Origin of the sequence: Sinorhizobium arboris LMG 14919, from assembly GCF_000427465.1 — a bacterium.
In the GTDB taxonomy this organism is placed as follows: domain Bacteria; phylum Pseudomonadota; class Alphaproteobacteria; order Rhizobiales; family Rhizobiaceae; genus Sinorhizobium; species Sinorhizobium arboris.
This window is the reverse complement of sequence record NZ_ATYB01000008.1, coordinates 728,418-751,438: the sequence shown is the minus strand read 5'-3', so window position 1 is coordinate 751,438 and position 23,021 is coordinate 728,418. Positions and strand designations below refer to the sequence as shown.

At 64.2% G+C, this 23,021-nt stretch carries 22 protein-coding genes; 19 read left to right on the top strand and 3 right to left on the bottom strand.

Annotation, left to right across the window (positions count from 1 at the left end):
- Positions 1 to 104: 104 nt before the first annotated feature.
- On the bottom strand, positions 105 to 599 hold the full coding sequence (locus tag SINAR_RS0104090; RefSeq protein ID WP_027997880.1) for an Lrp/AsnC family transcriptional regulator: 495 nt from the start codon (positions 597 to 599) through the stop codon (positions 105 to 107).
- A 104-nt stretch (positions 600 to 703) separates the two neighbouring features.
- On the opposite strand from SINAR_RS0104090, the gene ehuR reads away from it, so the two are divergent.
- The 19 genes from ehuR (at position 704) to SINAR_RS0103995 (ending at position 20,336) form a co-directional block, all read left to right on the top strand.
- Positions 704 to 2,089, top strand: coding sequence for a MocR-like ectoine utilization transcription factor EhuR (gene ehuR, locus SINAR_RS0104085; protein ID WP_050577436.1), 1,386 nt, complete (start codon positions 704 to 706; stop codon positions 2,087 to 2,089).
- Positions 2,090 to 2,265: 176 nt separating this feature from the next.
- Entirely contained in the window at positions 2,266 to 3,051 is a 786-nt protein-coding gene (gene ehuA / locus SINAR_RS0104080) for an ectoine/hydroxyectoine ABC transporter ATP-binding protein EhuA (RefSeq protein ID WP_027997878.1), read from the top strand.
- Positions 3,052 to 3,109: 58 nt separating this feature from the next.
- Positions 3,110 to 3,961, top strand: a complete 852-nt coding sequence (gene ehuB, locus SINAR_RS0104075) for an ectoine/hydroxyectoine ABC transporter substrate-binding protein EhuB (RefSeq protein ID WP_027997877.1) — start codon at positions 3,110 to 3,112, stop codon at positions 3,959 to 3,961.
- A 102-nt stretch (positions 3,962 to 4,063) separates the two neighbouring features.
- Positions 4,064 to 4,723 carry an ectoine/hydroxyectoine ABC transporter permease subunit EhuC gene (gene ehuC, locus SINAR_RS0104070; RefSeq protein WP_027997876.1) on the top strand — a complete coding sequence of 220 codons (660 nt, stop codon included), beginning with the start codon at positions 4,064 to 4,066 and terminating at the stop codon, positions 4,721 to 4,723.
- 2 nt (positions 4,724 to 4,725) lie between these two features.
- Complete coding sequence (ehuD, locus tag SINAR_RS0104065; protein ID WP_027997875.1) at positions 4,726 to 5,388, top strand: ectoine/hydroxyectoine ABC transporter permease subunit EhuD; 663 nt, start codon at positions 4,726 to 4,728, stop codon at positions 5,386 to 5,388.
- Positions 5,388 to 6,173: an ectoine utilization protein EutA gene (gene eutA / locus SINAR_RS0104060; RefSeq protein ID WP_027997874.1), complete on the top strand. Its 786-nt coding sequence runs from the start codon at positions 5,388 to 5,390 to the stop codon at positions 6,171 to 6,173. The genes ehuD and eutA overlap by 1 nt, the downstream gene beginning before the upstream one ends.
- A complete protein-coding gene (gene eutB / locus SINAR_RS0104055; protein ID WP_027997873.1) occupies positions 6,170 to 7,174 on the top strand; it encodes a hydroxyectoine utilization dehydratase EutB in 1,005 nt (334 codons plus the stop codon). The genes eutA and eutB overlap by 4 nt, the downstream gene beginning before the upstream one ends.
- Positions 7,171 to 8,160 carry an ectoine utilization protein EutC gene (eutC, locus tag SINAR_RS0104050; RefSeq protein ID WP_027997872.1) on the top strand — a complete coding sequence of 330 codons (990 nt, stop codon included), beginning with the start codon at positions 7,171 to 7,173 and terminating at the stop codon, positions 8,158 to 8,160. The genes eutB and eutC overlap by 4 nt, the downstream gene beginning before the upstream one ends.
- Positions 8,161 to 8,205: 45 nt before the next feature.
- Entirely contained in the window at positions 8,206 to 9,387 is a 1,182-nt protein-coding gene (gene doeA / locus SINAR_RS0104045; RefSeq protein ID WP_027997871.1) for an ectoine hydrolase DoeA, read from the top strand.
- 4 nt (positions 9,388 to 9,391) lie between these two features.
- Positions 9,392 to 10,396: a N(2)-acetyl-L-2,4-diaminobutanoate deacetylase DoeB gene (gene doeB, locus SINAR_RS0104040; RefSeq protein WP_027997870.1), complete on the top strand. Its 1,005-nt coding sequence runs from the start codon at positions 9,392 to 9,394 to the stop codon at positions 10,394 to 10,396.
- A 416-nt stretch (positions 10,397 to 10,812) separates the two neighbouring features.
- On the top strand, positions 10,813 to 12,084 hold the full coding sequence (locus tag SINAR_RS0104035) for an MFS transporter (protein ID WP_027997869.1): 1,272 nt from the start codon (positions 10,813 to 10,815) through the stop codon (positions 12,082 to 12,084).
- Positions 12,085 to 12,447: 363 nt separating this feature from the next.
- Entirely contained in the window at positions 12,448 to 13,611 is a 1,164-nt protein-coding gene (locus SINAR_RS0104030; protein WP_027997868.1) for an isovaleryl-CoA dehydrogenase, read from the top strand.
- A 49-nt stretch (positions 13,612 to 13,660) separates the two neighbouring features.
- On the top strand, positions 13,661 to 15,268 hold the full coding sequence (locus SINAR_RS0104025) for a carboxyl transferase domain-containing protein (protein WP_027997867.1): 1,608 nt from the start codon (positions 13,661 to 13,663) through the stop codon (positions 15,266 to 15,268).
- A gap of 14 nt (positions 15,269 to 15,282) precedes the next feature.
- Positions 15,283 to 15,666 (top strand): RidA family protein, encoded by a 384-nt coding sequence (locus tag SINAR_RS0104020; protein ID WP_027997866.1) that lies wholly within the window; start codon positions 15,283 to 15,285, stop codon positions 15,664 to 15,666.
- An 18-nt stretch (positions 15,667 to 15,684) separates the two neighbouring features.
- The gene (locus SINAR_RS0104015) at positions 15,685 to 17,673 is read left to right on the top strand and encodes an acetyl/propionyl/methylcrotonyl-CoA carboxylase subunit alpha (RefSeq protein WP_027997865.1); all 1,989 of its coding nucleotides are present in this window, start codon (positions 15,685 to 15,687) and stop codon (positions 17,671 to 17,673) included.
- On the top strand, positions 17,670 to 18,539 hold the full coding sequence (locus SINAR_RS0104010; protein WP_027997864.1) for a hydroxymethylglutaryl-CoA lyase: 870 nt from the start codon (positions 17,670 to 17,672) through the stop codon (positions 18,537 to 18,539). Before SINAR_RS0104015 ends, SINAR_RS0104010 begins: the two co-directional genes overlap by 4 nt.
- A complete protein-coding gene (locus SINAR_RS0104005) occupies positions 18,536 to 19,321 on the top strand; it encodes a crotonase/enoyl-CoA hydratase family protein (protein WP_027997863.1) in 786 nt (261 codons plus the stop codon). Before SINAR_RS0104010 ends, SINAR_RS0104005 begins: the two co-directional genes overlap by 4 nt.
- A 76-nt stretch (positions 19,322 to 19,397) precedes the next feature.
- Complete coding sequence (locus SINAR_RS0104000) at positions 19,398 to 19,769, top strand: antitoxin Xre/MbcA/ParS toxin-binding domain-containing protein (RefSeq protein WP_027997862.1); 372 nt, start codon at positions 19,398 to 19,400, stop codon at positions 19,767 to 19,769.
- 6 nt (positions 19,770 to 19,775) lie between these two features.
- On the top strand, positions 19,776 to 20,336 hold the full coding sequence (locus SINAR_RS0103995; protein ID WP_027997861.1) for an RES family NAD+ phosphorylase: 561 nt from the start codon (positions 19,776 to 19,778) through the stop codon (positions 20,334 to 20,336).
- 69 nt (positions 20,337 to 20,405) lie between these two features.
- Here the strand turns inward: SINAR_RS0103995 and SINAR_RS0103990 are convergent, their stop codons facing one another.
- Together SINAR_RS0103990 and SINAR_RS0103985 are read right to left on the bottom strand one after the other, a co-directional pair.
- Positions 20,406 to 21,770 (bottom strand): FAD-binding oxidoreductase, encoded by a 1,365-nt coding sequence (locus SINAR_RS0103990; RefSeq protein ID WP_027997860.1) that lies wholly within the window; start codon positions 21,768 to 21,770, stop codon positions 20,406 to 20,408.
- A 138-nt stretch (positions 21,771 to 21,908) separates the two neighbouring features.
- Positions 21,909 to 23,012 (bottom strand): sulfate/molybdate ABC transporter ATP-binding protein, encoded by a 1,104-nt coding sequence (locus SINAR_RS0103985; RefSeq protein ID WP_027997859.1) that lies wholly within the window; start codon positions 23,010 to 23,012, stop codon positions 21,909 to 21,911.
- Positions 23,013 to 23,021: the final 9 nt, after the last annotated feature.

Below are 23,021 nucleotides of genomic sequence, written 5' to 3'. Positions count from 1 at the left end.
TTCCGCCGAGCGCCAGTACGCGTACCGCTGAACAAAACTTAATTTCGACCAGGCTCGAGAGGCGTGCGGCTGCAGAGTCCGGCGGTGCAGAAACCCACTGCCGCCTATTCCTGCCCCGCCGACGCCTGCGGCAAGAGCGAACCGAACGGCAGCACCGTCTCCTCCTTGACCGTTTTGGTGACGATGTAGGTGAAATAGCGGTCGATGCCGAGCTCGCGCTCTAGCATGCCGTCCACCAGCCGCTGGTATGCATCGATGTCGGCGGTCATGACCTTGAGGATATAGTCGACCCCGCCGCCGACTGACCAGCAGGCGACGACCTCGGGGATCGCGGCGATGGCGCGCTCGAAGCGGTCGAAATCGGCCTGACGGTGATTGCCGAGAGTGACCTCCATCATGACGCTGGCGACCGGCGCCACGCGGCGCAGCGCCACGCGGGCATGGTAGCCGGTGACGATGCCGGCTCTTTCCAGCTTTCTGAGCCGCATCCAGCATGGCGTCGGAGACAGGCCGGCCTTCTCTGCGAGTGCCAGCTTGGTGATCCGCCCGTCGGCCTGGATCGCTTCGAGGATGCGCAGATCGATCGCATCGAGCTTCATAAAAGGGTCCTTCCGCAGGTACTGGTCATGCCGAAGCCGGGAAAAGACATTGGGTGCTCACTTTTGCATTGTCAATTGAGCTGATTTTGATCACTGTTAAAATCATGACAAATTGGACGCCCGACACGACACTTCTGCGCCGCCCCGCCTATCTCTCGCTGGCGGACCAGTTCGCCCGCGCGATACAGGAGGGCAGGCTCCAGAACGGCACGCGGTTGCCGACGCACCGCAAGCTCGCCGACGACCTGAAGTTGTCGGTGCAGACGGTGAGTCGCGCCTATGACGAGCTTATCCGGCGCGGGTTGATTTCCGGCGAGGTCGGACGCGGAAGTTTCGTACAGACGCGTCAGCGCGAACCGGAGCCGCCCTATCTGCCGGAACGCCTGGGCGAACTGATCGATCTTTCGATCCTGAAGCCCGTTTGCGAGCAGTACCATCTGGAAAAGATGCGGCAGGGCTTCGCCTGGCTCGCCGAGAATCTGCCGCCCAGTTCGGCCCTCTCGTTCCGGCCGAACATGGTTTTCCCACGCCACCGCAACGTCGCTGCCGAATGGCTCTTGCGCTGCGGCCTCGATGTTTCGCCGCTCAACGTCAACCTGACGAATGGCGCCACCTCGGCCATGACCGTGGCGCTGATGAGCGTCGCGCCGCCCGGTTCGACGGTCGCGACGGAGGCCATCAGCCATCATACGCTCGTGCCCCTTTCGACCTATCTCGGCATCCATCTTCAGGGCATCGCGATCGACGGCGACGGCATGATCCCGGATGCGCTGGACGAAGCCTGCCGCAAAGGCGTGATCCGCGCGGTCTTCCTGCAGCCCTCGGTGATCAACCCGACCGCGACCCTGATGAGTGCCGAGCGTCGGGCGGCGCTGGCGGAGGTGGCACGCCGGCATGACATCGCCATCATCGAGAACGACATTCTCGGACCCCTGGTAGAAGAGCGGTTGCCTCCGGTCGCCGCGCTGGCGCCGGAACGCACGCTTTATGTGACGAGTTTCACGAAAATCACCGTGCCGGGCCTGCGGATAGGCTATCTTGTGGCGCCTGACCGTTACGTGGCCGCAGTCGCCAACCGGCATCTGGTTTCGAACTGGATGGCGACCCCCGCGATCGCGGAGATCGCGACACAGTGGGTGAGCGACGGCACGGCGCTCGAGCTGGTGAACTGGCAACGCCGGGCATTGGCCGCTCGCCATGCGATCGCCAAGGAGATGCTGTCGAGCCTTGCCCACCAAAACCACCCGCAGAGCCTGCATGTCTGGCTGCCGCTGCCCGAGGGGCATCAGGAGGACGCCTTCGTTTCGCAGGCGCGCTTGCGCGGGGTGGCGATCGCGCCCGGTGCGTCCTTCCGGACAGCCGACAGCGGCTGGCGTCCGGCCGTCAGGATATCGCTCGGCTCGACTACGGAGCAGGAACTGAAGTCCGGGCTTGGCATCGTCGCCTCCCTGGCGCTCGGCGAGCCGGAGGCCTTGCTGCTCGTCATTTGAGGCGAATGCCCAGCTTTCGCGCATTTTCCGAATAATTGTCATGATATTATTATTCACATTGACATGATTTCGGAACCGGATCATCGTTAGGACATTAGCGCATGGCGCCCGGCAGCGCGCAGCGGTTTCGGAGCGGCGCCATTGCGCTTCAGGGGTCTCTAAAGGGAGAGGCGTGAATGTCCCAGCCGATCATTCGCATCGACAACATAGTCAAGCGATACGGTCCGCTGACCGTGCTCGACGGTCTGTCGATGGAGGTGATGCCGGGCGAGAAGCTGGCTCTGATCGGGCCATCCGGTTCGGGCAAGACGACCATTCTGCGCATTCTTATGACGCTGGAGACGATCAGCGAGGGCTTCATCCAGGTCGATGGCGAGCAGCTCTATCACATGAAGAAGGCGGGCAGCCTCGTAGCGGCCGACGAGCGGCATCTTCACAAGATGCGCGAGAAGATCGGCATGGTCTTCCAGCACTTCAACCTGTTTCCTCACAAATGCGTTCTCGACAACGTGACGCTGGCGCCGATGCTGACCAAGGGCGTGGTGCGTGCCGCTGCGGAAAAGCGCGCGATGGAATTGCTCGACATGGTCGGCATGGCCGACAAGGCCAGGAGCATGCCGGCACAGCTTTCGGGCGGGCAGAAGCAGCGTGTCGCGATTGCCCGGGCGCTGGCACTCTCTCCCAAGATCATGCTTTTCGACGAGGTGACCTCCGCGCTCGATCCCGAGCTCGTCGAGGAGGTCCTGAGCGTCATGCGCAAGCTCGCGGCCGAGACGGACATGACGATGCTGCTCGTAACCCACGAAATGGGTTTTGCCCATGATTTCGCGGACCGGGTGCTTTTCTTCGACCGCGGCAAGATCGTGGAGGAGGGAAAGCCTGAAGACATTTTCCGGCATCCAAAGCAGGAGCGCACACAGACGTTCCTGCGCAAGATCATAGCGGCAGGGCACCGCGTCTAAGCCTTACGGCCGACATTGCCTCAAGGAAAACATCGAGAGAACAGAGGAGTTGGGAACGATGAAACTGAGAGATTGGGTGGCAATGGCGGCAGGCGCCACGGCATTGATGGCAATTGCTGTGGCGACGCCAGCCGCGGCGGATGAGAACAAGCTCGAAGAGCTGAGGGAACAGGGGTTTGCGCGCATCGCCATCGCCAACGAACCGCCCTTTACCGCCGTCGGAGCCGACGGCAAGGTTTCCGGTGCAGCACCGGATGTCGCCCGCGAGATCTTCAAGCGGCTCGGCGTTGCGGATGTGGTCGCTTCCATTTCCGAGTATGGCGCGATGATCCCGGGCCTTCAGGCCGGCCGACACGACGCGATCACCGCCGGACTCTTTATGAAGCCGGAGCGCTGCGCCGCTGTCGCCTATTCTCAGCCGATCCTCTGCGATGCGGAGGCCTTCGCGCTGAAGAAAGGCAACCCGCTCGGTCTCAAAAGCTACAAGGACATCGCCGACAATCCGGATGCCAAGATCGGTGCGCCGGGCGGCGGTACCGAGGAGAAGCTGGCACTCGAAGCCGGCGTGCCGCGCGACCGTGTCATCGTGGTGCCGGACGGCCAGAGCGGGCTGAAAATGCTGCAGGACGGCCGCATCGACGTCTACTCGCTTCCGGTCCTTTCGATCAACGATCTCGTCTCCAAGGCAAATGACCCGAACATCGAGGTCGTTGCGCCCGTCGAGGGTGCGCCGGTCTATTGCGATGGGGCCGCCTTCAGGAAAGGCGACGAGGCGCTCCGGGACGCCTTCGATGTCGAGCTCGCCAAGCTGAAGGAGTCGGGTGAATTCGCAAAGATCATCGAGCCCTACGGCTTCTCGGCCAAGGCCGCGATGTCGACCACCCGCGAAAAGCTCTGCGCCGCGAAATAAGCCCTGGCTGGGGCTTCCCGCCGCCTTCCGTTCGCACCATGCGGAGGAAGGCGGCGTGGGCGGCGGCAACCAAGCCGAAACTCTGACTGGAACAACGAAACGATGATCGACTGGTCCGGCTATATCGGATTGATCCTCCAGGGCGCCTGGGTGACCGTGCAGCTGACCCTGATGGGCTCGGCGCTTGCCGTCGTGGTCGCCTTTGCGGCCGGGCTCGGGCGAGTCAGCCGGTTCATGGCCGTGCGGGCCCTTGCCACGACCTATATCGAGTTTTTCCGCGGCACTTCGATTTTCGTGCAGCTCTTCTGGGCCTATTTCGTTTTGCCTTTCGCCGGTATCACGCTGACGCCGCTGCAGGCAGGCGTTCTCGCGCTCGGCCTCAATGTGGGCGCCTACGGAGCGGAGGTCGTACGGGGTGCGGTGAAGGCGATCGGCCGCGAGCAGCGCGAGGCCTGCATCGCGCTCAATCTCACGCGCTTCCAGGCGATGCGCCACATCGTACTGCCCCAGGCGCTGCCTCTGATGCTGCCGACTTTCGGCAACAACGCCATCGAGCTCTTGAAGGGGACGGCGGTCGTCTCGCTGATCTCGCTTAGCGATATGACGTTTCAGGCCCAGGTGGTCCGCGCCCAGACCGGCAGCACCCTGATCCCCTTCGCGACCATCCTGCTGCTTTATTTCGTCATGGCCTGGCTGATCTCGCTCGGCATGCGGTGGCTCGAGAGGCGCGTTACGCGCGGCCTGGACGGTGTGAGGGTCTGACCATGGAATGGGATTGGGAATTCGTCCGCCAGATCATGCCGACCCTCATCGAGGGGTTGAAGATCACGATCCTCGCGACGGCGCTCGGTGCGGTCGTCGCCGCGGTGATCGGCCTCCTCTTCGCCATCCTGCGCATGACCGCGCCGCCCCCGATCGCGCGCGCCACGAGCTTTGCCGTCGAGTTCATCCGCGGCACGCCGCTGCTCGTCCAGCTCTACTTCATCTTTTATGTGCTTCCGGACATCGGAATCCGTCTGCCTGCCCTGGTCGCCGGCGTCATTGGCCTCGGCATCCATTACGGCACCTATGCCGCCGAGGTCTATCGTGCCGGCATCGAGAACGTGCCCCGCGGTCAGTGGGAGGCGGCCAAGGCGACGAACCTCACCGCCCGCCAGACCTGGATGCACGTCATCCTGCCGCAGGCGATTCCGCCGATGATACCCGCGCTCGCCAACTACCTGATCGCGATGTTCAAGGAAACGCCGCTGCTGTCGGCAATCACCGTGCTTGAACTGATGAACCAGGCGAAGAGCATCGCCAACAGCAATTACCGCTATATTGAACCGATGACGCTGGTCGGCGTGTTCTTCCTGATCATGAGCCTGATCTCCGTCTTCTTCCTGCGCTGGCTGGAAGAGCGCTATGCCCGGGCGGAGCAGCGCTGATGAGAGCCCCGGTCACGCTCTCGCTGGCGGCGCGGAGCCCGCGCCGCGACGAACGGCCGCTCGACAAGCGGATCGGCCTCGTCATCCTCGCCACGGACCATACGACGGAAGTCGATTTCCAGCGCATGGTCGCGTCGGACCGGATCGGCGTCTATGTCACGCGTATTCCCTACGCCAATCCGGTGACGCCGGAAAATCTGCGGGCGATGCAGCCGTCGCTCACCGCGGCGGCAGCCCTGATCCTGCCGGACGAAACGCTCGACGTCGTCATGTATTCCTGCACCTCGGCCTCCGTGGTCATCGGCGACAAGGAGGTTGCTGCGGCGATCAAGGCCGCAAAGCCGGAGGCGGCCGTGGTCACGCCGACGGCCGCGTCGGTCCAAGGCTTGCGTGCACTGGACGCAACCAGGATTTCGGTTCTCACCCCTTACACGATCGAGACCAGCCGGCCCATGGCCGACTATTTCGCCGATCTCGGCTTCGCGATCGACAGGTTCACCTGCCTGGGCCTCACCGACGATCGCGAAATGGCGCGGATCCGCCCGGAGGAGATCGTGGCCTTCGCAAAGGAAGCGGCGGCACCGGAATCGGATGCGCTCTTTGTTTCCTGCACAGCCGTTCGCGCCGCCGGCGTCGTCGCTCAAATTGAACAGGCGATCGGCAAGCCGGTCGTCAGCAGCAATTACGCCACCGCCTGGGCCTGCCTTCGTCTTTGCGGCGATCGGTCGGTGCGGCCGGAGCTTGGCCAGTTGATGGCACTGCCGCTTAGGGGAGAATGGTCGTGAGTGCTTCTCTTCCTGTGACGATAGACGATATCGAAGTGGCGGCACGGCGTATTTCAGGCCGTGTACTTACCACGCCGCTCGCAACATCCGGTTCGTTGAGCGAACTCTGCGGCGTGCCGGTCGGCCTGAAGCTCGAGCACCACCAGACGACGGGGAGCTTCAAGCTGCGCGGCGCCACCAATGCGGTGCTTTCGCTTTCTGCCGGCGACCGGGCGCTCGGCGTGATCGCCGCCTCGACCGGCAACCATGGCCGGGCACTTGCCCATGCGGCAAAGGCGGAGGGCTCGGTCGCGACCATCTGCATGTCGCATCTTGTGCCCGTGAACAAGGTCTCCGAAATCAGACGTCTTGGCGCCAATGTGCGGATCGTCGGCAAGTCCCAGGACGAGGCGCAGGAGGAGGTCGACCGGCTTGTCGCGGAACGGGGTCTTGTGACGGTACCGCCTTTCGACCATCCGGCGATCGTCGCCGGGCAGGGGACGCTCGGACTTGAGATCGTCGCACAGATGCCGGACGTTGCCATGGTGCTCGTGCCGGTCTCGGGCGGCGGGCTGGCCGCCGGGGTGGCGGCGGCCGTCAAGGCGCGCAGACCGGCGACGCGCGTGATCGGGCTGACGATGGAGCGCGGCGCGGCGATGAAGGCGAGCCTTGCGGCCGGCGGACCCGTGCTCGTCGAAGAACAGCCGAGCCTTGCGGATTCGCTCGGTGGTGGAATCGGCCTCGACAATCGCGTCACATTCCGCATGTGCCGGGATCTCCTCGACGACATCATCCTTCTGACGGAAGCCGAAATCGCCGCCGGCATGCGCCATGCCTATGCCGAGGAGCGCGAGATCGTCGAGGGGGCGGGCGCAGTCGGCATCGCGGCGCTTCTCGCCGGCAAGATCGAGGGGATCGACGGCCCGATCGCGGTCATCCTATCGGGTCGCAACGTCGACATGGATCTGCACCTGCGCGTGATGAACGGCGAAACGGACCCATTCCGCGAGGAGGAGGCATGACACGGATGAAGATTCTGACCGAGGCGGAATTGCGCGCCATCGTGCCGCTCGATCGCGAAGCGGTTGCCTGCGTCGAGGATGCGTTTCACGCCCTGGCCACCAGGGCAGTGGCGATGCCGCCAATTCTGAGGCTCGATATTCCGGAACATCGCGGCGAGGTGGACGTCAAGACGGCCTACGTGCCGGGGCTCGACGGTTTTGCGATCAAGATCAGCCCCGGCTTCTTTGACAATCCGAAGATCGGGCTGCCGAGCACCAACGGCATGATGGTGCTTCTGTCCAGCAAAACCGGGCTGGTTCAGGCACTGCTGCTCGACAACGGCTATCTCACCGACGTGCGGACGGCGGCCGCAGGAGCGGTTGCGGCAAGACATCTGTCACGGGAAGACTCCTCGGTGGCCGCGGTCTTCGGCGCCGGCATGCAGGCAAGGCTTCAGCTCGAAGCGCTCGCGCTCGCGCGTCCGATCCGGGAGGGGCGCGTCTGGGCCCGCGACGCGGCCAAGGCCGAAGCGGCCGCGCATGCGCTTGCCGGGAAGCTCGGGTTTCCGGTCAGGGCCGAAACCGATCCGAGAGCGGCCGTCACCGGCGCCGACATCATCATTACGACGACACCGTCCGAGGAACCGGTTCTCAAGGCCGAATGGCTCGAGCCGGGGCAGCACGTCACGGCGATGGGTTCGGACGCCGAGCACAAGAACGAGCTCGATCCGCATGCGATCGTGCGTGCCACCTACGTCGCCGACAGCCTCGGGCAGACGCGGCGTCTGGGCGAGCTGCATCACGCGATTGCCGCTGGTCTCGTATCGGCGGATGCCGCGTTCGCGGAACTGGGCCAGGTGATAGCCGGACTGAGGCCCGGACGCACGCGCGCCGACGAGATCACCATCGCGGACCTGACCGGCACCGGCATCCAGGACACCGCCATCGCCACGCTCGCCTTCGCGCGGGCGGCCGCGGCGGACGCAGGTAGCACATTCGAAAGTTGACCCGGATACCCGGAGAAACGGGACCGGAAGAACGAGGGAAGAGACATGACCCAACCCAACCTCAAATTCTCCCTTGGGGAATATGAAGCGCGGCTCGCAAAGACGCGACAGGCCATGGAGACGAAAGGCGTCGACCTCCTGATCGTGAGCGATCCTTCCAACATGGCCTGGCTCACCGGCTATGACGGCTGGTCCTTCTATGTGCATCAGGCGGTGATCGTGCCGCCTTCGGGCGAGCCGATCTGGTTCGGGCGCGGCCAGGATGCCAATGGGGCGAAGTTTACCGCCTATCTCGGCCATGAGAACATCGTCGGCTATCCCGACCATTACGTTCAGTCGACCGAACGTCACCCGATGGACTATCTCTCGGGGATTCTCGCCGATCGCGGCTTCGGCTCGCTGCGCATCGGTGTCGAAATGGACAATTACTGGTTCTCGGCGGCCGCCTTCGCCTCGCTGCAGAAACACCTGCCCAATGCGCGTTTCATCGACGCGACGGCGCTGGTGAACTGGCAGCGCGCCGTCAAGAGCGAGACGGAAATCAAGTATATGCGCAATGCGGCGCGGATCGTCGAAGCCATGCATCAGCGAATCTTCGACAAGATCGAAGTAGGTATGCGCAAATGCGACCTGGTTGCCGAGATTTACGATGCGGGAACGCGCGGCGTCGACGGCATCGGCGGCGACTATCCGGCGATCGTGCCGTTGCTCCCCTCCGGCGTGGAGGCCTCTGCCCCGCATCTGACCTGGGACGATCGGCCCATGAAGCGGGGAGAGGGCACCTTCTTCGAGATCGCCGGCTGCTACAATCGCTATCACGTGCCGCTGTCGCGCACGGTCTTCCTGGGCAAGCCGACCCAGGCCTTCCTGGATGCCGAGAAGGCGACGCTGGAGGGCATGGAGGCAGGACTCGCCGTCGCGAAGCCAGGCAACACCTGCGAGGACATCGCCAACGCCTTCTTCGCCGTGCTGAAGAAATACGGAATCGTCAAGGACAACCGCACAGGCTACCCCATCGGTCTTTCCTATCCGCCGGATTGGGGCGAGCGCACGATGAGCCTGCGTCCGGGCGATAAGACGGAACTGAAGCCGGGGATGACCTTTCACTTCATGACGGGGCTCTGGCTCGAGGACATGGGCTTTGAGACGACGGAGAGCATTCTCATCACCGAGAGCGGTGTCGAGTGCCTCGCCTCCGTGCCGCGCAAGCTGATGGTCAAGGATTGAAAGCATGAGGGAGCATCACTTGCGGCCATCGCCGATCAGCGCCACGGTCGATTTCGGGGCCGATGGCGTCCAGCACGGTTTTCTGCGCCTTCCCTATAGCCGCGACGATTCCGCCTGGGGGTCGGTGATGATTCCGATCACAGTGGTCAAGAATGGAGAGGGCCCAACAGCCCTCCTGACCGGCGGCAATCACGGCGACGAATATGAGGGGCCGATCGCGCTGTTCGATCTCGCGCGCAAGCTCGATGCGGCCGACGTGGAGGGAAGGGTGATCATCGTGCCGGCGATGAACTATCCTGCCTTCCAGGCCCAGACGCGGATATCGCCGATCGATAAGGGCAATATGAATCGGAGCTTCCCCGGGAGGCCGGATGGTACGGTCACCGAGAAGATCGCGGATTACTTCCAGCGTGTCCTGCTGCCGCTTGCCGACATCGTCCTTGATTTCCATTCGGGCGGAAAGACGCTCGACTTCCTGCCTTTCTGCGCCGCGCATATCCTGCCCGACAAAGTGCAGGAGGAAAAAGCCTTCGAATTCGTCCGGGCATTCGGTGCGCCCTATTCGATGAAGATGCTGGAGATCGACGCGGTCGGAATGTATGACACGGCGGCCGAGGAGATGGGCAAGATCTTCATCACGACGGAGCTCGGTGGCGGCGGTTCGGCCACCGCCCGGACTGCGGTGATAGCGAAGCGCGGTGTCCGGAACGTCCTGAAGCATGCCGGAATCCTGAAGGGCGAGGCCGAGGCGGAACCCACCAGATGGCTGGACATGCCGAGCGACGATTGCTTCGCGTTCGCGGAGGATGGAGGTCTCGTCGAGTTCCTGGCCGATCTCGGCGAGACGGTCGAACGCGGCGCAACGATCGCGCGGATTTATCCGGTCGGACGCACGGGCATGGAACCCGTCGAGGTCCGGGCCAAGATGAACGGCGTTCTGGTGGCCCGGCATTTCCCGGGGCTGATCAAGCCAGGAGACTGCTGCGGCGTCCTGGGCGTCGAGGTGTAGCCGGCCCCCGCGGCTTTCTTGTCCCTGTTGTTTGTTGCGACGAGACCCGCCGAGGCCGGCCTGCGCCGGAGGGCGGGTCTCTGCCTGTCGATAAGGCGAGAGCTTCCTCTGCCTGATAATTGGGCGGGGCGATGCCGGTCGGCTAATATTTGACCATGCCAGAAAGCGCGGCGAACCTGAGCCGCCCTGTTTTCCCGGATTCGCGCACGCTTTCCCCGGGTTCTGCCGATTGGCATGCCGCTTGCATCCACGGTTTTGAGCCCGGGCAAACCACCGGTGGCGCCCAATGTCGCGCGCCATGAGCAAGGTTGCTGGAGAGGATCGACGCGCCCGTTCGGGTGAGCGCGAAGCCTGCTCGCGGCTGTTCCCATGATCAACGACGCGTATCGCGCGAGGGTATCGCGCAAGGAGATACCATGTCCGCTCTTCACCAGACGCAATCAGCCTATAGCGGCGTGCCAGCACGCGCCCTGTGGATTTCAACCGGCGCATTCACGGTCTGTTTTGCAATATGGACCATTTTTTCGATCATCGGCGTGCGCATCAAGGATGAACTCGGCCTGAGCGAAGCCGAATTCGGGCTCCTGATCGGCATGCCGATCCTGACCGGCTCGCTGGTGCGCATCGTGCTGGGCATCTGGACCAGCCGCTATGGCGGCCGTCTCGTCTACACGCTCACTATGCTGGCGGCGGCACTCGCCACCTTCCTGCTTGCTTATGCCACGACCTATCCGCAGATGCTTCTCGCAGGGTCGGGAGTCGGCCTGGCCGGTGGCTCTTTTGCCGTGGGCGTGGCCTATGTTTCGCCCTTCTTTCCGCCGGAAAAACAGGGCACGGCTCTCGGGATTTTCGGTGCCGGCAATGTCGGTGCCGCGGTCACGAAATTCCTGGCGCCATTCGTTCTCGTCGCCTTCGGCTGGCAGGCGGTCGCGGAGATCTGGGCGGCCGCGCTTCTCGTCACGGCGGTTGTCTTCTGGTTCTCGACGGAAGATGATCCGCAATTCCGCGCCCGCCGCGATGTCCGCCAGCACAGGAAGAGCCTGCTCAGCGAATTCGAGCCGCTGAAGAACATCCAGGTCTGGCGCTTCTCGCTCTATTACTTCTTTGCCTTCGGCGGCTTCGTCGCACTTGCGCTGTGGCTACCCCGCTACCTCGTCGGCGTCTACGGCTTCGACATCGAGACGGCGGGAATGATCGCAGCCGCCTATTCCATTCCCGGCAGCATCTTTCGCGCCTATGGCGGCGCTCTGTCGGACAGGATCGGCGCGCGCAAGATCATGTACGCGATGTTTGCCGTGTCCGCCGTCGCGACGCTCATCCTCTCCGTACCCGCCGGGGCGGCGGGCGCAGCCGTGCCCATCGCCGTCACTCCGGCCGTTTTCGTAGGCGTCACCTTCGTGCTCGGTTTTGTCATGAGCCTCGGCAAGGCAGCGGTCTATAAGCATATTCCGGCCTATTATCCTGCGCATGTCGGCGCGGTAGGCGGTGTCGTGGGGATGATGGGTGGCCTTGGCGGCTTCGTGCTGCCGATCGCCTTCGGCTATCTCAAGGACGTGACGGGCCTCTGGTCGAGCTGCTTCATGCTGCTTTTCGTGATCGTCGCCGTTTCCATGGTCTGGATGAACGTCTCGATCCGGCAACTGAAGCGCCGCGTGGCAGGCATGCCGGCGGGCGCCTTTGCCGGGTGAGTCCTTCTGATTGAAATTGCCGCCGCGGTCGACAGCGGCCCACCCCCCTCGCGCGCGACGATCGGGCGCGATCTGACTTCCCTGCAGGGACCGCCAATTCCCTGCCCACTGCCCGGCCACCCAGTGCCGGGCTTTTTTTCTTGCGAGAGGTGTCAGCGCCGGGACGGACCCACAATGCTCTGGGAATCGATAAAGCGGCCCCGAATTTTGCGGATCGTGCTTGGCACGCCTGCTCTTTGGAAGGAAATTAGCCGGCCACGATGTTATCGTTCGCGATGATGGGCCTGCTGCGCGACCGATCGCGGCGGCTCGCCTCTGCTCGACGACGGGGAGATCGTGGAGCGGACATCGGGAGGAAGTGAAATGTTTGAAGGTGGATTGAATTTCGCTCTCGGCGAGGAGATCGATGCGCTGCGCGAGAGCGTACGCCGCTTCGCGGGCGAGCGAATCGGGCCGCTTGCCGATGACGCCGACCGCAACAATGCCTTTCCGATGCCGCTCTGGCGCGAGATGGGGGAACTCGGCCTGCTCGGCATCACCGCCGACGAAGCCTATGGCGGTGCAGGGCTCGGTTATCTGGCCCATTGCGTGGCGATGGAAGAAATCAGCCGTGCATCCGCGTCGGTAGGTCTGAGTTACGGCGCGCATTCCAATCTCTGCGTCAATCAGATCAACCGCAACGGCAACCCCACACAAAAGAAGAGATATCTGCCGAAGCTGATTTCGGGCGAGCATGTGGGGGCGCTTGCCATGTCGGAGCCGGGTGCCGGATCCGATGTCGTTTCGATGAAACTCAGGGCCGACAAGCGTGGCAGCCGTTATGTCCTGAACGGCAGCAAGATGTGGATCACCAACGGCCCGGACGCCGACGTCCTGGTCGTCTACGCCAAGACCGATGCGGCGGCCGGCCCGCGCGGCATCACCGCTTTTCTGGTCGAAAAGGCATTCCCCGGCTTCTCGACCGGTCAGAAGCTCGACAAGCTCGGTATGCGCGGTTCGAACACGTCGGAACTCGTCTTCACGGATTGCGAGGTGCCGGAGGAGAACGTGCTTGGCGCCGCAGGCGAGGGCGTGAAGGTGCTGATGTCCGGTCTTGACTACGAGCGGGTCGTGCTTTCGGCCGGACCTCTCGGCATCATGGCCGCTTGCCTCGATGTCGTCGTCCCCTATCTCCATGAGCGCAAGCAGTTCGGACAACCGATCGGCGAGTTCCAGTTGATGCAGGGAAAGCTTGCCGACATGTATGTGACGATGAATGCCGCCCGAGCCTATGTCTATGCTGTGGCAGCCGCCTGCGACCGCGGCGAGACTGCGCGCAAGGACGCGGCCGGCTGCATTCTCTATGCGGCCGAAAGGGCGACTGCCATGGCGCTCGAAGCGATCCAGGCGCTGGGCGGCAATGGCTACACCAACGATTATCCGGCAGGCCGGCTGCTGCGCGACGCCAAGCTGTATGAGATCGGCGCGGGCACGAGCGAGATCCGCCGCATGCTGATCGGGCGGGAGCTTTTCGCCGAAACGAAATAGGAGAGCGGCGGTGCCGCACGGCCGGGCAGAGTAACGCTTTGGGGGGAGCATGACAGTATTGCGTTCGCACATTTCGCCGTCCTCGGAGGAGTTCAAGGCGAACCGCGCGGCCATGGCGGAGGCCATCGCGACCATCGAGGACGCCGTGCGGCTTGCCGCTGCCGGCGGCGGAGAAAGGGCGCGCGAGCGCCACGTCAGTCGGGGGAAGCTTCTGCCGCGAGACCGGGTTGCCACCCTCATCGATCCGGGCACGCCTTTTCTGGAGGTCGGAGCCACCGCCGCCTACGGGATGTACAACGACGATGCGCCGGGCGCGGGATTGATCACCGGCATCGGCCGGATTTCCGGCCGCGAGTGCATGATCGTCTGCAACGATCCGACGGTCAAAGGCGGCACCTATTACCCGATGACGGTAAAGAAGCATTTGCGGGCGCAGGAGATCGCGGCGGAGAACCGGCTCCCTTGCATCTATCTTGTCGATTCCGGTGGCGCGAACCTGCCGAACCAGGACGAGGTCTTTCCGGATCGGGACCATTTCGGCCGCATCTTCTACAACCAGGCCAACATGTCGGCGGCGGGCATTCCTCAGATCGCGGTGGTCATGGGTTCCTGCACGGCGGGCGGCGCCTATGTGCCTGCGATGTCCGACGAAGCGATCATCGTCGAAAAGCAGGGCACCATCTTCCTCGCAGGTCCGCCGCTGGTTCGCGCGGCGACCGGCGAGGTCGTATCAGCGGAAGACTTGGGCGGAGCCGACGTCCACACGCGTCTTTCGGGGGTTGCAGACCATCTGGCGCGCGACGATGCCCATGCGCTGGCGCTGGCGCGCCGTGCCGTTTCGGCCTTGAACAAGAACAAGCCCTGGGCGATCGAGCGGCTCGGGCCGGAACCGCCGCTCTACGATCCGGAGGAGATTGCCGGCATCGTTCCCGCCGACCTCAAAACACCCTACGAAATCCGAGAGGTGATCGCCCGGCTCGTCGACGGTTCCCGTTTCGATGAGTTCAAGGCGCGCTTCGGCACCACGCTCGTCTGCGGTTTCGCCCATGTCCACGGCATCCCCGTCGGCATCGTCGCCAACAATGGCGTGCTCTTCTCGGAATCAGCCGTCAAGGGGGCGCATTTCGTGGAGCTTTGCGCCCAACGCGGAATTCCGCTCGTCTTCCTGCAGAACATCACCGGCTTCATGGTCGGGCGCAAATACGAGACGGAGGGAATTGCCAAGCACGGCGCCAAGCTGGTGACCGCTGTGGCTACCGTGAAGGTCCCCAAGATCACCATGCTGGTCGGCGGATCGTTCGGCGCAGGCAATTACGGCATGTGCGGACGGGCCTTCTCGCCACGGTTCCTCTGGACCTGGCCGAACAGCCGCATTTCGGTGATGGGCGGCGAACAGGCGGCAGGCGTTCTCTCGACGGTGCGCGGCGAAGCCCTGAAACGTTCGGGGAACCCGTGGAGCGAAGAGGAGGAGGCCCGCTTTCGCCAGCCGGTGCTCGACCTTTTCGAGCGTCAAAGCCATCCGCTCTATGCATCGGCAAGGCTTTGGGATGACGGCGTGGTCGATCCGCGCAAGAGTCGCGACGTGCTGGCGCTTTCGCTGTCTGCGGTTTTGAACGCGCCCATCGAGGAGACGCGCTTCGGATTGTTCAGGATGTGACGAGAGGCCACCAGATGAAGCGCGACAACATCAACGCCCTGAACGCACCACAGCCCCGCGGCGGTTATTCGCAGGCTGTCAGCATCGAGGATTTCCGGCGCGTCCTTTTCGTCAGCGGCCAAATTCCCGTGACGTCGAGGGACGTCGTGGCGGAAGGTTTCGAGGCGCAGGCCCGCCAGGTCTGGTTGAACGTCGATGCACAGTTGAAAGCGGCCGGCATGTCGAAGACCGACATCGTCAAGGTCACGACCTATCTGGCCGACAGGCAGCATGTCATCGAGAACCGTGAAATACGTAACGAATATCTCGGCTCCCTGGCACCGGCGATGACTGTGGTGATCGCCGGCATTTTCGATTCCGCCTGGCTCGTGGAAGTCGAAGTGGTCGCGGCACAATAGAAACGGAAAAGAAGGCGCATGTTTTCGAAACTCCTGATTGCCAATCGCGGGGAAATCGCCTGCCGCATCATACGCACCGCGCAGCGGCTCGGTATTCGCACCGTCGCCGTCTATTCCGATGCCGATGGCGATGCCTTGCATGTGGCCCTCGCCGACGAGGCGATCCGGATCGGGGCGGCGCCCGCCGCCGAAAGCTATCTCGCGATCGAACGGATTGTAGAGGCGGCAAGGAGCGTCGGCGCGCAGGCGATTCACCCCGGCTACGGCTTCCTTTCCGAGAACGCCGACTTTGCCGAAGCTGTCGAAAATGCCGGCATGGTCTTCATCGGGCCGACGCCGGCCGCGATCCGCGCCATGGGCCTCAAGGATGCGGCCAAGGCGCTCATGGAACGGGCTGGCGTACCGATCGTGCCCGGCTACCATGGGGAAGAGCAGGACGCATCCTTTCTTGCCGACAGGGCCCGGGAAATCGGCTATCCGGTACTGATCAAGGCGCGTGCGGGCGGCGGCGGCAAAGGCATGCGGCGCGTGGAGCGGCAGGAGGACTTCGGTCCGGCGCTGGAGGCGGCGCGCAGGGAGGCCGAAGCTGCCTTCGGCGACGGTTCGGTGCTTCTGGAAAGTTATCTGACGAAGCCGCGTCACATCGAAATGCAGGTCTTCGGAGACAGGCACGGCAATATCGTCCACCTTTTCGAGCGCGATTGCTCGCTGCAACGGCGCCACCAGAAGGTGATCGAGGAGGCCCCTGCGCCGGGCATGACTGCGGAGGTCCGCCGGGCGATGGGCGATGCGGCGGTCCGGGCGGCCCAGGCGATCGGCTATGTCGGCGCAGGCACGGTCGAATTCATCGCCGATGTGACGAACGGGCTCTGGCCGAACCACTTCTACTTCATGGAGATGAACACGCGGCTGCAGGTGGAGCATCCCGTTACGGAAGCGATCACCGGCATCGATCTTGTGGAGTGGCAGTTGCGCATCGCCGCCGGCGAGCCGTTGCCGAAGAACCAGGCGGACATTTCCATGAACGGCTGGGCCTTCGAGGCGCGTCTTTACGCGGAGGACCCGGCACGCGGCTTTCTGCCGGCAACCGGGCGGCTGGCGCATTTAAGCCTTCCCGACGACACTGCGCGGGTCGATTCCGGCGTCCGGCAGGGAGATACGATATCGCCCTATTACGATCCGCTGATTGCCAAGCTGATCGTGCATGGCCCGAACCGTTCGGCGGCGCTTGGCCGGTTGCAGGACGCCCTTAAGGAATGCCGCATCGGCGGTACGGTCACCAATCTGGACTTCCTCATCCGCCTGACGGCAGAGCAGGACTTCCGCTCGGGCCATCCGGATACGGGGCTGATCGACCGGGAGATCGAGCGCCTGACCGCGCCGTTCGTGCCGGGCGACGAGGCGCTGGCATTGGCGGCGATCATTTCGACAGGGGCACTCGAGCCGAACATGTCGACCGATCCTTGGTCTTCACTGGGCTCCTGGCAGATATGGGGCGATGCGCACCGCTCCGTGGCGATCGACCACGAGGGCGGCCGTGCAAGCGTAACGCTGGCCTCGCGCGGCCGCGACCAGTTCGCGGTGCGGGCCGGCGGGAGCACTCTGCCGGTCCTTGTGCTGGACCGCTTCGACGGTGGTGCCCGGCTCGAAGTCGCCGGGCAGAAGCGCCTGATCCGCTTCGTGCGAGGTCGCGAGGCCTTGACGCTCTTCCATAACGGGCGGAACCTGGTGTTCCATGTGCCGGACGGATTGACCGGCGGGCAAAGCAGCGAGATCGCCGACGACGAACTGGTCGCGCCAATGCCGGGTCTCGTGAAACTGGTTCGCGTCGGGCCGGGAGAGGCGGTCGCCAAGGGGCAGCCCCTCGTCGTCATGGAGGCGATGAAGATGGAGCTGACGCTCTCGGCCTCACGCGAGGGCACGATCGCGAATGTGCATGTGGCGGAAGGCGCCCAGGTCAGCGAAGGGACGGTGCTCGTGACGCTGATGGAGGAGGCTGCGCAATGACGGCGCCGGCAAAGGAGCAGGTCACGATTGTCGAGGTGGCGCCGCGCGACGGGCTGCAGAACGAGTCCCGGCTCGTCGCTACCGAGGACAAGGTCAGGCTCGTCGATCTGCTCTCCGACTGCGGTTACGAGCGCATCGAAGTGACGGGCTTCGTCAGTCCGCGCTGGGTGCCGCAAATGGCCGACGCGCCGGCCGTCATGGCCGGTATCGCGCGGCGTCCCGGCACGCGTTACGCGGCGTTGACGCCCAACATGCGCGGCTTCGAGGCGGCGCTCGCCGCACGCGCCGACGAGGTGGCTATTTTCGCCGCCGCCTCGGAAAGTTTCTCCGAGAAGAACATCAACTGCTCGATCTCCGAGAGCATAGAGCGTTTTCGGCCGGTCGCCGAGGCAAGCCGCCGCCAAGGCATTCCCCTGCGGGGCTATGTAAGCTGCGTCGTCGAATGCCCCTATGAGGGCATAATCGAGCCGGAAGCCGCCGCCCGCGTCGCGCGGCTGCTCGCCGATCTCGGCTGCTACGAGATCAGCCTCGGCGACACCATCGGGCGCGGCACGCCGGAGGCGGTCCATCGCATGCTGACGGCCGTGCTCGGCGAGATCGAGGCCGCGAAGCTCGCCGGGCATTTCCACGACACGTCCGGCCGGGCACTGGAGAACATCGGCGTGGCGCTGGAACGCGGCCTCAGGGTGTTCGACGCAGCCGCTGGCGGGCTCGGCGGCTGTCCCTATGCGCCGGGCGCAGCCGGCAATGTCGACACGCTTGCGGTGAACGCCTTTCTCGAGGCGCGGGGTTTTGCCACGGGGCTCGACGCGGAAAAGCTCGATCGGGCCGCAGCTTTTGCGCGATCGTTGAGGAGCGCAGCATGACTTTCGATACGATCCGTTTTGCCGTCGACCAGCGGGGCGTGGCCCGGGTGACGCTTGCCCGTTCGGAAAAGCACAACGCGCTCTCCGCCGCGATGATCGGCGAGCTGACGGCTGTGGCGGGCCGGATCGCAACAGATGCATCGGTCAGGGCCGTCATTCTCGATGCGGAAGGCAAGAGCTTTTGCGCCGGCGGCGATCTCGAATGGATGCGTGAGCAGTTTTCGGCAGACCGGACGACTCGGATCGCCGAGGCGACGCGGCTTGCGATGATGTTCAAGGCGCTGAACGATCTGCCGAAGCCGCTCATCGCACGCGTGCACGGGAACACCTTCGGCGGCGGCGTCGGACTGATCAGCGTCTGCGACACGGTGATCGCCTCCTCGAGCGCGCAATTCGGCCTGACGGAGACGCGCCTCGGGTTGATCCCGGCGACGATCAGTCCCTATGTCATCGCGCGGACGGGCGAGGCGAGGGCGCGCCCGCTGTTCATGTCGGCGCGCCTTTTCAGTGCGGAGGAGGCGAAGGCCGCCGGCTTCGTGACGACGGTCGTCGACGACAGTATGCTGGACGGGGCGGTCGAAGCCACGGTGACGGCTTATCTCGTCGCGGCTCCGGGCGCTGCCGGGCGGGCAAAGCGGCTGGCGCGGTCGCTGGGTCTTCCCATTACCGACGCCGTCATCGCCGCCACCATAGAGCAGCTTGCCGATAGCTGGGAAACCGACGAAGCGCAGGAGGGCGTGTCGGCCTTTTTCGAACGGCGGAATCCCTCGTGGCGGCAATGAGCCGCGTTTGCGCTTGAATTGATGGGAAATCGATCCTATTTTTATAAGGTTCCGATCAAAATAGGGTCGATTTCTCATGATGGCCGTCGATTTCCAGATACCTGCAGCCCGTTTCGGGGACGATCACTCCCCGTTCCTTTCGGCCCGGCTTGTGGCCGACCGGCTGGGTGTCACGCTTGCCGAACTCGCAAAGCTGATCGGTGTCGCCCGCAATACGCTGACGGCGAAATCCGGCGCCCGAAAGGTCGACAGCGCCCTGAGTAAGATCGTCCGCATTCTTGCCATGGCCTCCGAAATGGCGGGCGACGAAGCCCGCGCCGTCATATGGTTCAAGCACCAGCCTATCCCCGGCTGGGCCGGCAAGACCGCATTCGACCTCGTCGGCGAGGGCAAGGCCGACAAGGTGCTTGCCTATCTCGAATCGGTCCGCGCCGGCGTTTATGCTTAAGACGGGATGAGAAAAGACGTCCCGTCCGCGCTGCTGCCCGATCCCGATCCCGAGGCCGCGCCGCCGTTAGAGCCGATGGCGCTCTGGCGCGCCTTCGTGCCGCGCTGGGCACATATGCCGCTATCCGGCGCGGGCGCCGCTCGTTTCGGGGGGCGCTGGAACCCGGTCGGCCTGCCGGCGATCTATGCCGCGCGCGAACTGTCGACCGCCTGGGCGGAATATAATCAGGGCTTCGTGCAGCATCCGGCACTCATCGTGCAGCTCGAGTTGCGCGGGGCGCGGCTCGCGGACCTCACGGATGCCAGTTTTCTTGTGGAGCTTGGTGTGGACGAGGCGATCCATCGCTGTGAATGGCGTGATGCGCTCGACATGGGCGCCGTGCCGGAGACCCACAGGCTCCAGTCGGAGCTTCTGGCGCGCGACTATCACGGGGTGATCTATCCATCCTTCATGTCGCCCGGCGGCACCTGCGTCGCGCTCTGGCGCTGGAACGGTCCGGAAGAACCGCGCCTCGACGTCATCGATCCCGACGGCCGGCTGCCGAAATCGCCCGCCTCATGGGTTTGAGTCCCAAAAGTGCCCCTCATCCCGCCTGCCGGCCACCTTCTCCCCATAGGCGGGACGAGGGGCCGCGCGCTAGCCTAAGACCTTGCCGGGATTGAGAATGCCGTTGGGGTCGAGCGCCTTCTTGATGCGCCGCATGAGTTCGAGTTCCGCCGGACTGCGTGAGCGATCGAGAAAGTCGCGCTTCAGAAGGCCGATTCCGTGCTCGGCCGAAACGGATCCGCTATAGGTTCCGACAAGCCCGTAGACGAGGACGTCAACGGCGTGGGCCGTTTCTTCGGTTGCGCCCGGAACCGAGAAGGCAATGTGAAGGTTGCTGTCGCCGACATGGCCGAAGAAGGATACGTGCGCCGCGGGAAACCTGGCCTGGAGCGCCTTGCCGCATTCATCGGCGAAGCGGCCGATGTCGCCGATCGGCAGGCTGACATCGAAGTTGAGGAGCAGGGGCAGCCGGTCCAGGGCCTGGCCCTCGCGGATACGCCAGAACGTCTGCGCCTCCTTCTGCGATTGCGCGATCAGCGCATCGTAGATTACGCCCTCCTCCAGGGCCCGGCCCAGAAACGCTTCGAACTGCTCGCGCTCCGCTTCATGGCCTTGCAGGTCCTGCTCCAGAATGACGGCGAAAGGGGGAGTGGCTTCGAAGAGCCGGAGCCCCTCGGCCTCGCAGTTGAAACGGAAATAGCTCTCCCACATCGCCTCATAGGCGGAGAGGCCGGCGAGCTCCCTCTGCGCGCGCTTGAGCAAGGCGACGACTTCCCCGTAGCTTTCGAGCGCACAGAGCGCCGTCAGCCGCCCCGCGGGCAAGGGGCGCAGGCTGAGCACCGCCCGCGTGATGATGCCGAGCGTGCCTTCCGAACCGATGAAGAGCTGCCGGAGGTCGTAGCCCGTGTTGTTCTTGATCATCTTGTTCATAGACGAGATCACTGTCCCGTCGGCAAGAACGGCCTCGAGCCCCAGCACATTGCTCCGTGCCACACCGTTGCGGATGACCCGAATTCCGCCGGCATTGGTGGCCAGATTGCCGCCGATCTGGCAGGAGCCGCGGGCGCCAAGATCGATCGGCAACAGGAAACCCGCATCCTCGGCGGCGCGCTGCGCGACTTCGAGCGGCGTTCCGGCGAGAACCGTCATCGTGCCCGCCGCGGCATCGATCTCCTCGATGCCGGAAAGTCTCTCCAGAGAAACCACGATGTCGCCGGCCCGCGGATTGGCGCCGCCGGCAAGCCCTGTCAAGCCGCCCTGCGGGACCACCGTCTGGCGATGCGAATTGCAGATATCGAGAGCCGCGGCGACCTCGGCAACGCTTGCCGGGCGAACGACCGCCAGGGGCAAGGCTCGGCCCGTAAGGCTTGCATCGCTGCGGCAGCGTTCGGCGATGCGGTCGCCGGTGAGCACGGCATCGCCGAGTGCGTTTGTGAGTTCTTCGATAACGGACATGGGACGGTTTCTACCGCAGGATTCCTTTGATCGGAACCGGTTAATTCGGCGACGGATCAAACTCCTGCGGCAAGCAACCCTCGGCGCATGGAAGGGACGAATCCCGCGCGGCGACAGCGCAAGTCCGCCCACACTCACTCACGTGCCGGTCGCCGCGAGCGCGGGCACCTCCGCTTGTATCCGTAGGGCATTCTTTTGATCGCCCTTGCGGAAAAGCTTCCATCTCGTGGGCCGGAAGGCGACTCGGGTGTGGTCCGTGGAGGCGGCGCGTTCGGGCGGCAGCTCGATCTCGACCGGAGGGTGCGTGCGCCCGAGATCGAGTTCGAGATGCCGGGTGCCGGCCACTCGCCGGCTAGCCGTGACGAGACCGGCGAGGCAACCGCCGCAGCCGTCGATGAGTTCGACGTCGTGTGGGCGGAAATACAGGGTCGCGGCGCCGTCCTGTTCGTTTCCGGCGCGAAGGCCGATCGGACGGTCTTCGTGCCAGATCTCGCCATTGGCGAGGGTGACGTCGAGACAGTTGGACTGGCCGATGAAGCCATAGACGAAGGGCGAGACCGGATGGTCATAGATCTCGTCGGGTGTGCCGACCTGCTCGATCGCACCCTTGCTCATCACGACGACGCGGTCGGCAAGCTCGAGTGCTTCCTCCTGGTCATGCGTGACGAAGATCGTGGTGTGGCCGGTGCGGTCGTGGATTTCGCGCAGCCACCGCCTCAGTTCCTTGCGCACCTGCGCATCGAGCGCACCGAAGGGCTCGTCGAGAAGCAGAACGTTGGGCTCGACGGCCATGGCGCGGGCGAGCGCGACGCGTTGGCGCTGCCCGCCGGAAAGCTGGGCCGGGTAGCGTTTCTCCAGCCCAGAGAGTTGCACGAGCTCCAGCAGATCGAGCGCCCTGCGGCGGATTTCGGCAGCCGCTGGCCGGCGTTTGGCGGGTCGCACCTTCAGCCCGAAGGCGACATTGTCGAGCACCGTCATATGGCGGAAAAGCGCATAGTGCTGGAAAACGAAACCGATGTTGCGCTCCTGCACGGTCTTCTTCGACGCATCTTCATCGCCGAAGAAAATCGTGCCCTCCGTCGGACTTTCGAGCCCGGCGACGAGCCTGAGCAGCGTGGTCTTGCCGGAGCCGGAGGGACCGAGGAGCGCGATCAGTTCGCCGGACCGGATGTCGAGGGAAACGTCTTCGAGCGCGGGGAAGCGGCCGAATGCCTTGCGTATGTTCTGGACGCGGACTTCCATGGAGGTCTG

Coding starts and splice junctions, on each gene's coding strand:
- SINAR_RS0104090 (WP_027997880.1), bottom strand. CDS start 599: ATGAAGCTCGATGCGATCGATCTGCGCATCCTCGAAGCGATCCAGGCC.
- ehuR (WP_050577436.1), top strand. CDS start 704: ATGACAAATTGGACGCCCGACACGACACTTCTGCGCCGCCCCGCCTAT.
- ehuA (WP_027997878.1), top strand. CDS start 2,266: ATGTCCCAGCCGATCATTCGCATCGACAACATAGTCAAGCGATACGGT.
- ehuB (WP_027997877.1), top strand. CDS start 3,110: ATGAAACTGAGAGATTGGGTGGCAATGGCGGCAGGCGCCACGGCATTG.
- ehuC (WP_027997876.1), top strand. CDS start 4,064: ATGATCGACTGGTCCGGCTATATCGGATTGATCCTCCAGGGCGCCTGG.
- ehuD (WP_027997875.1), top strand. CDS start 4,726: ATGGAATGGGATTGGGAATTCGTCCGCCAGATCATGCCGACCCTCATC.
- eutA (WP_027997874.1), top strand. CDS start 5,388: ATGAGAGCCCCGGTCACGCTCTCGCTGGCGGCGCGGAGCCCGCGCCGC.
- eutC (WP_027997872.1), top strand. CDS start 7,171: ATGACACGGATGAAGATTCTGACCGAGGCGGAATTGCGCGCCATCGTG.
- doeA (WP_027997871.1), top strand. CDS start 8,206: ATGACCCAACCCAACCTCAAATTCTCCCTTGGGGAATATGAAGCGCGG.
- doeB (WP_027997870.1), top strand. CDS start 9,392: ATGAGGGAGCATCACTTGCGGCCATCGCCGATCAGCGCCACGGTCGAT.
- SINAR_RS0104035 (WP_027997869.1), top strand. CDS start 10,813: ATGTCCGCTCTTCACCAGACGCAATCAGCCTATAGCGGCGTGCCAGCA.
- SINAR_RS0104030 (WP_027997868.1), top strand. CDS start 12,448: ATGTTTGAAGGTGGATTGAATTTCGCTCTCGGCGAGGAGATCGATGCG.
- SINAR_RS0104025 (WP_027997867.1), top strand. CDS start 13,661: ATGACAGTATTGCGTTCGCACATTTCGCCGTCCTCGGAGGAGTTCAAG.
- SINAR_RS0104020 (WP_027997866.1), top strand. CDS start 15,283: ATGAAGCGCGACAACATCAACGCCCTGAACGCACCACAGCCCCGCGGC.
- SINAR_RS0104015 (WP_027997865.1), top strand. CDS start 15,685: ATGTTTTCGAAACTCCTGATTGCCAATCGCGGGGAAATCGCCTGCCGC.
- SINAR_RS0104010 (WP_027997864.1), top strand. CDS start 17,670: ATGACGGCGCCGGCAAAGGAGCAGGTCACGATTGTCGAGGTGGCGCCG.
- SINAR_RS0104005 (WP_027997863.1), top strand. CDS start 18,536: ATGACTTTCGATACGATCCGTTTTGCCGTCGACCAGCGGGGCGTGGCC.
- SINAR_RS0104000 (WP_027997862.1), top strand. CDS start 19,398: ATGATGGCCGTCGATTTCCAGATACCTGCAGCCCGTTTCGGGGACGAT.
- SINAR_RS0103995 (WP_027997861.1), top strand. CDS start 19,776: ATGAGAAAAGACGTCCCGTCCGCGCTGCTGCCCGATCCCGATCCCGAG.
- SINAR_RS0103990 (WP_027997860.1), bottom strand. CDS start 21,770: ATGTCCGTTATCGAAGAACTCACAAACGCACTCGGCGATGCCGTGCTC.
- SINAR_RS0103985 (WP_027997859.1), bottom strand. CDS start 23,012: ATGGAAGTCCGCGTCCAGAACATACGCAAGGCATTCGGCCGCTTCCCC.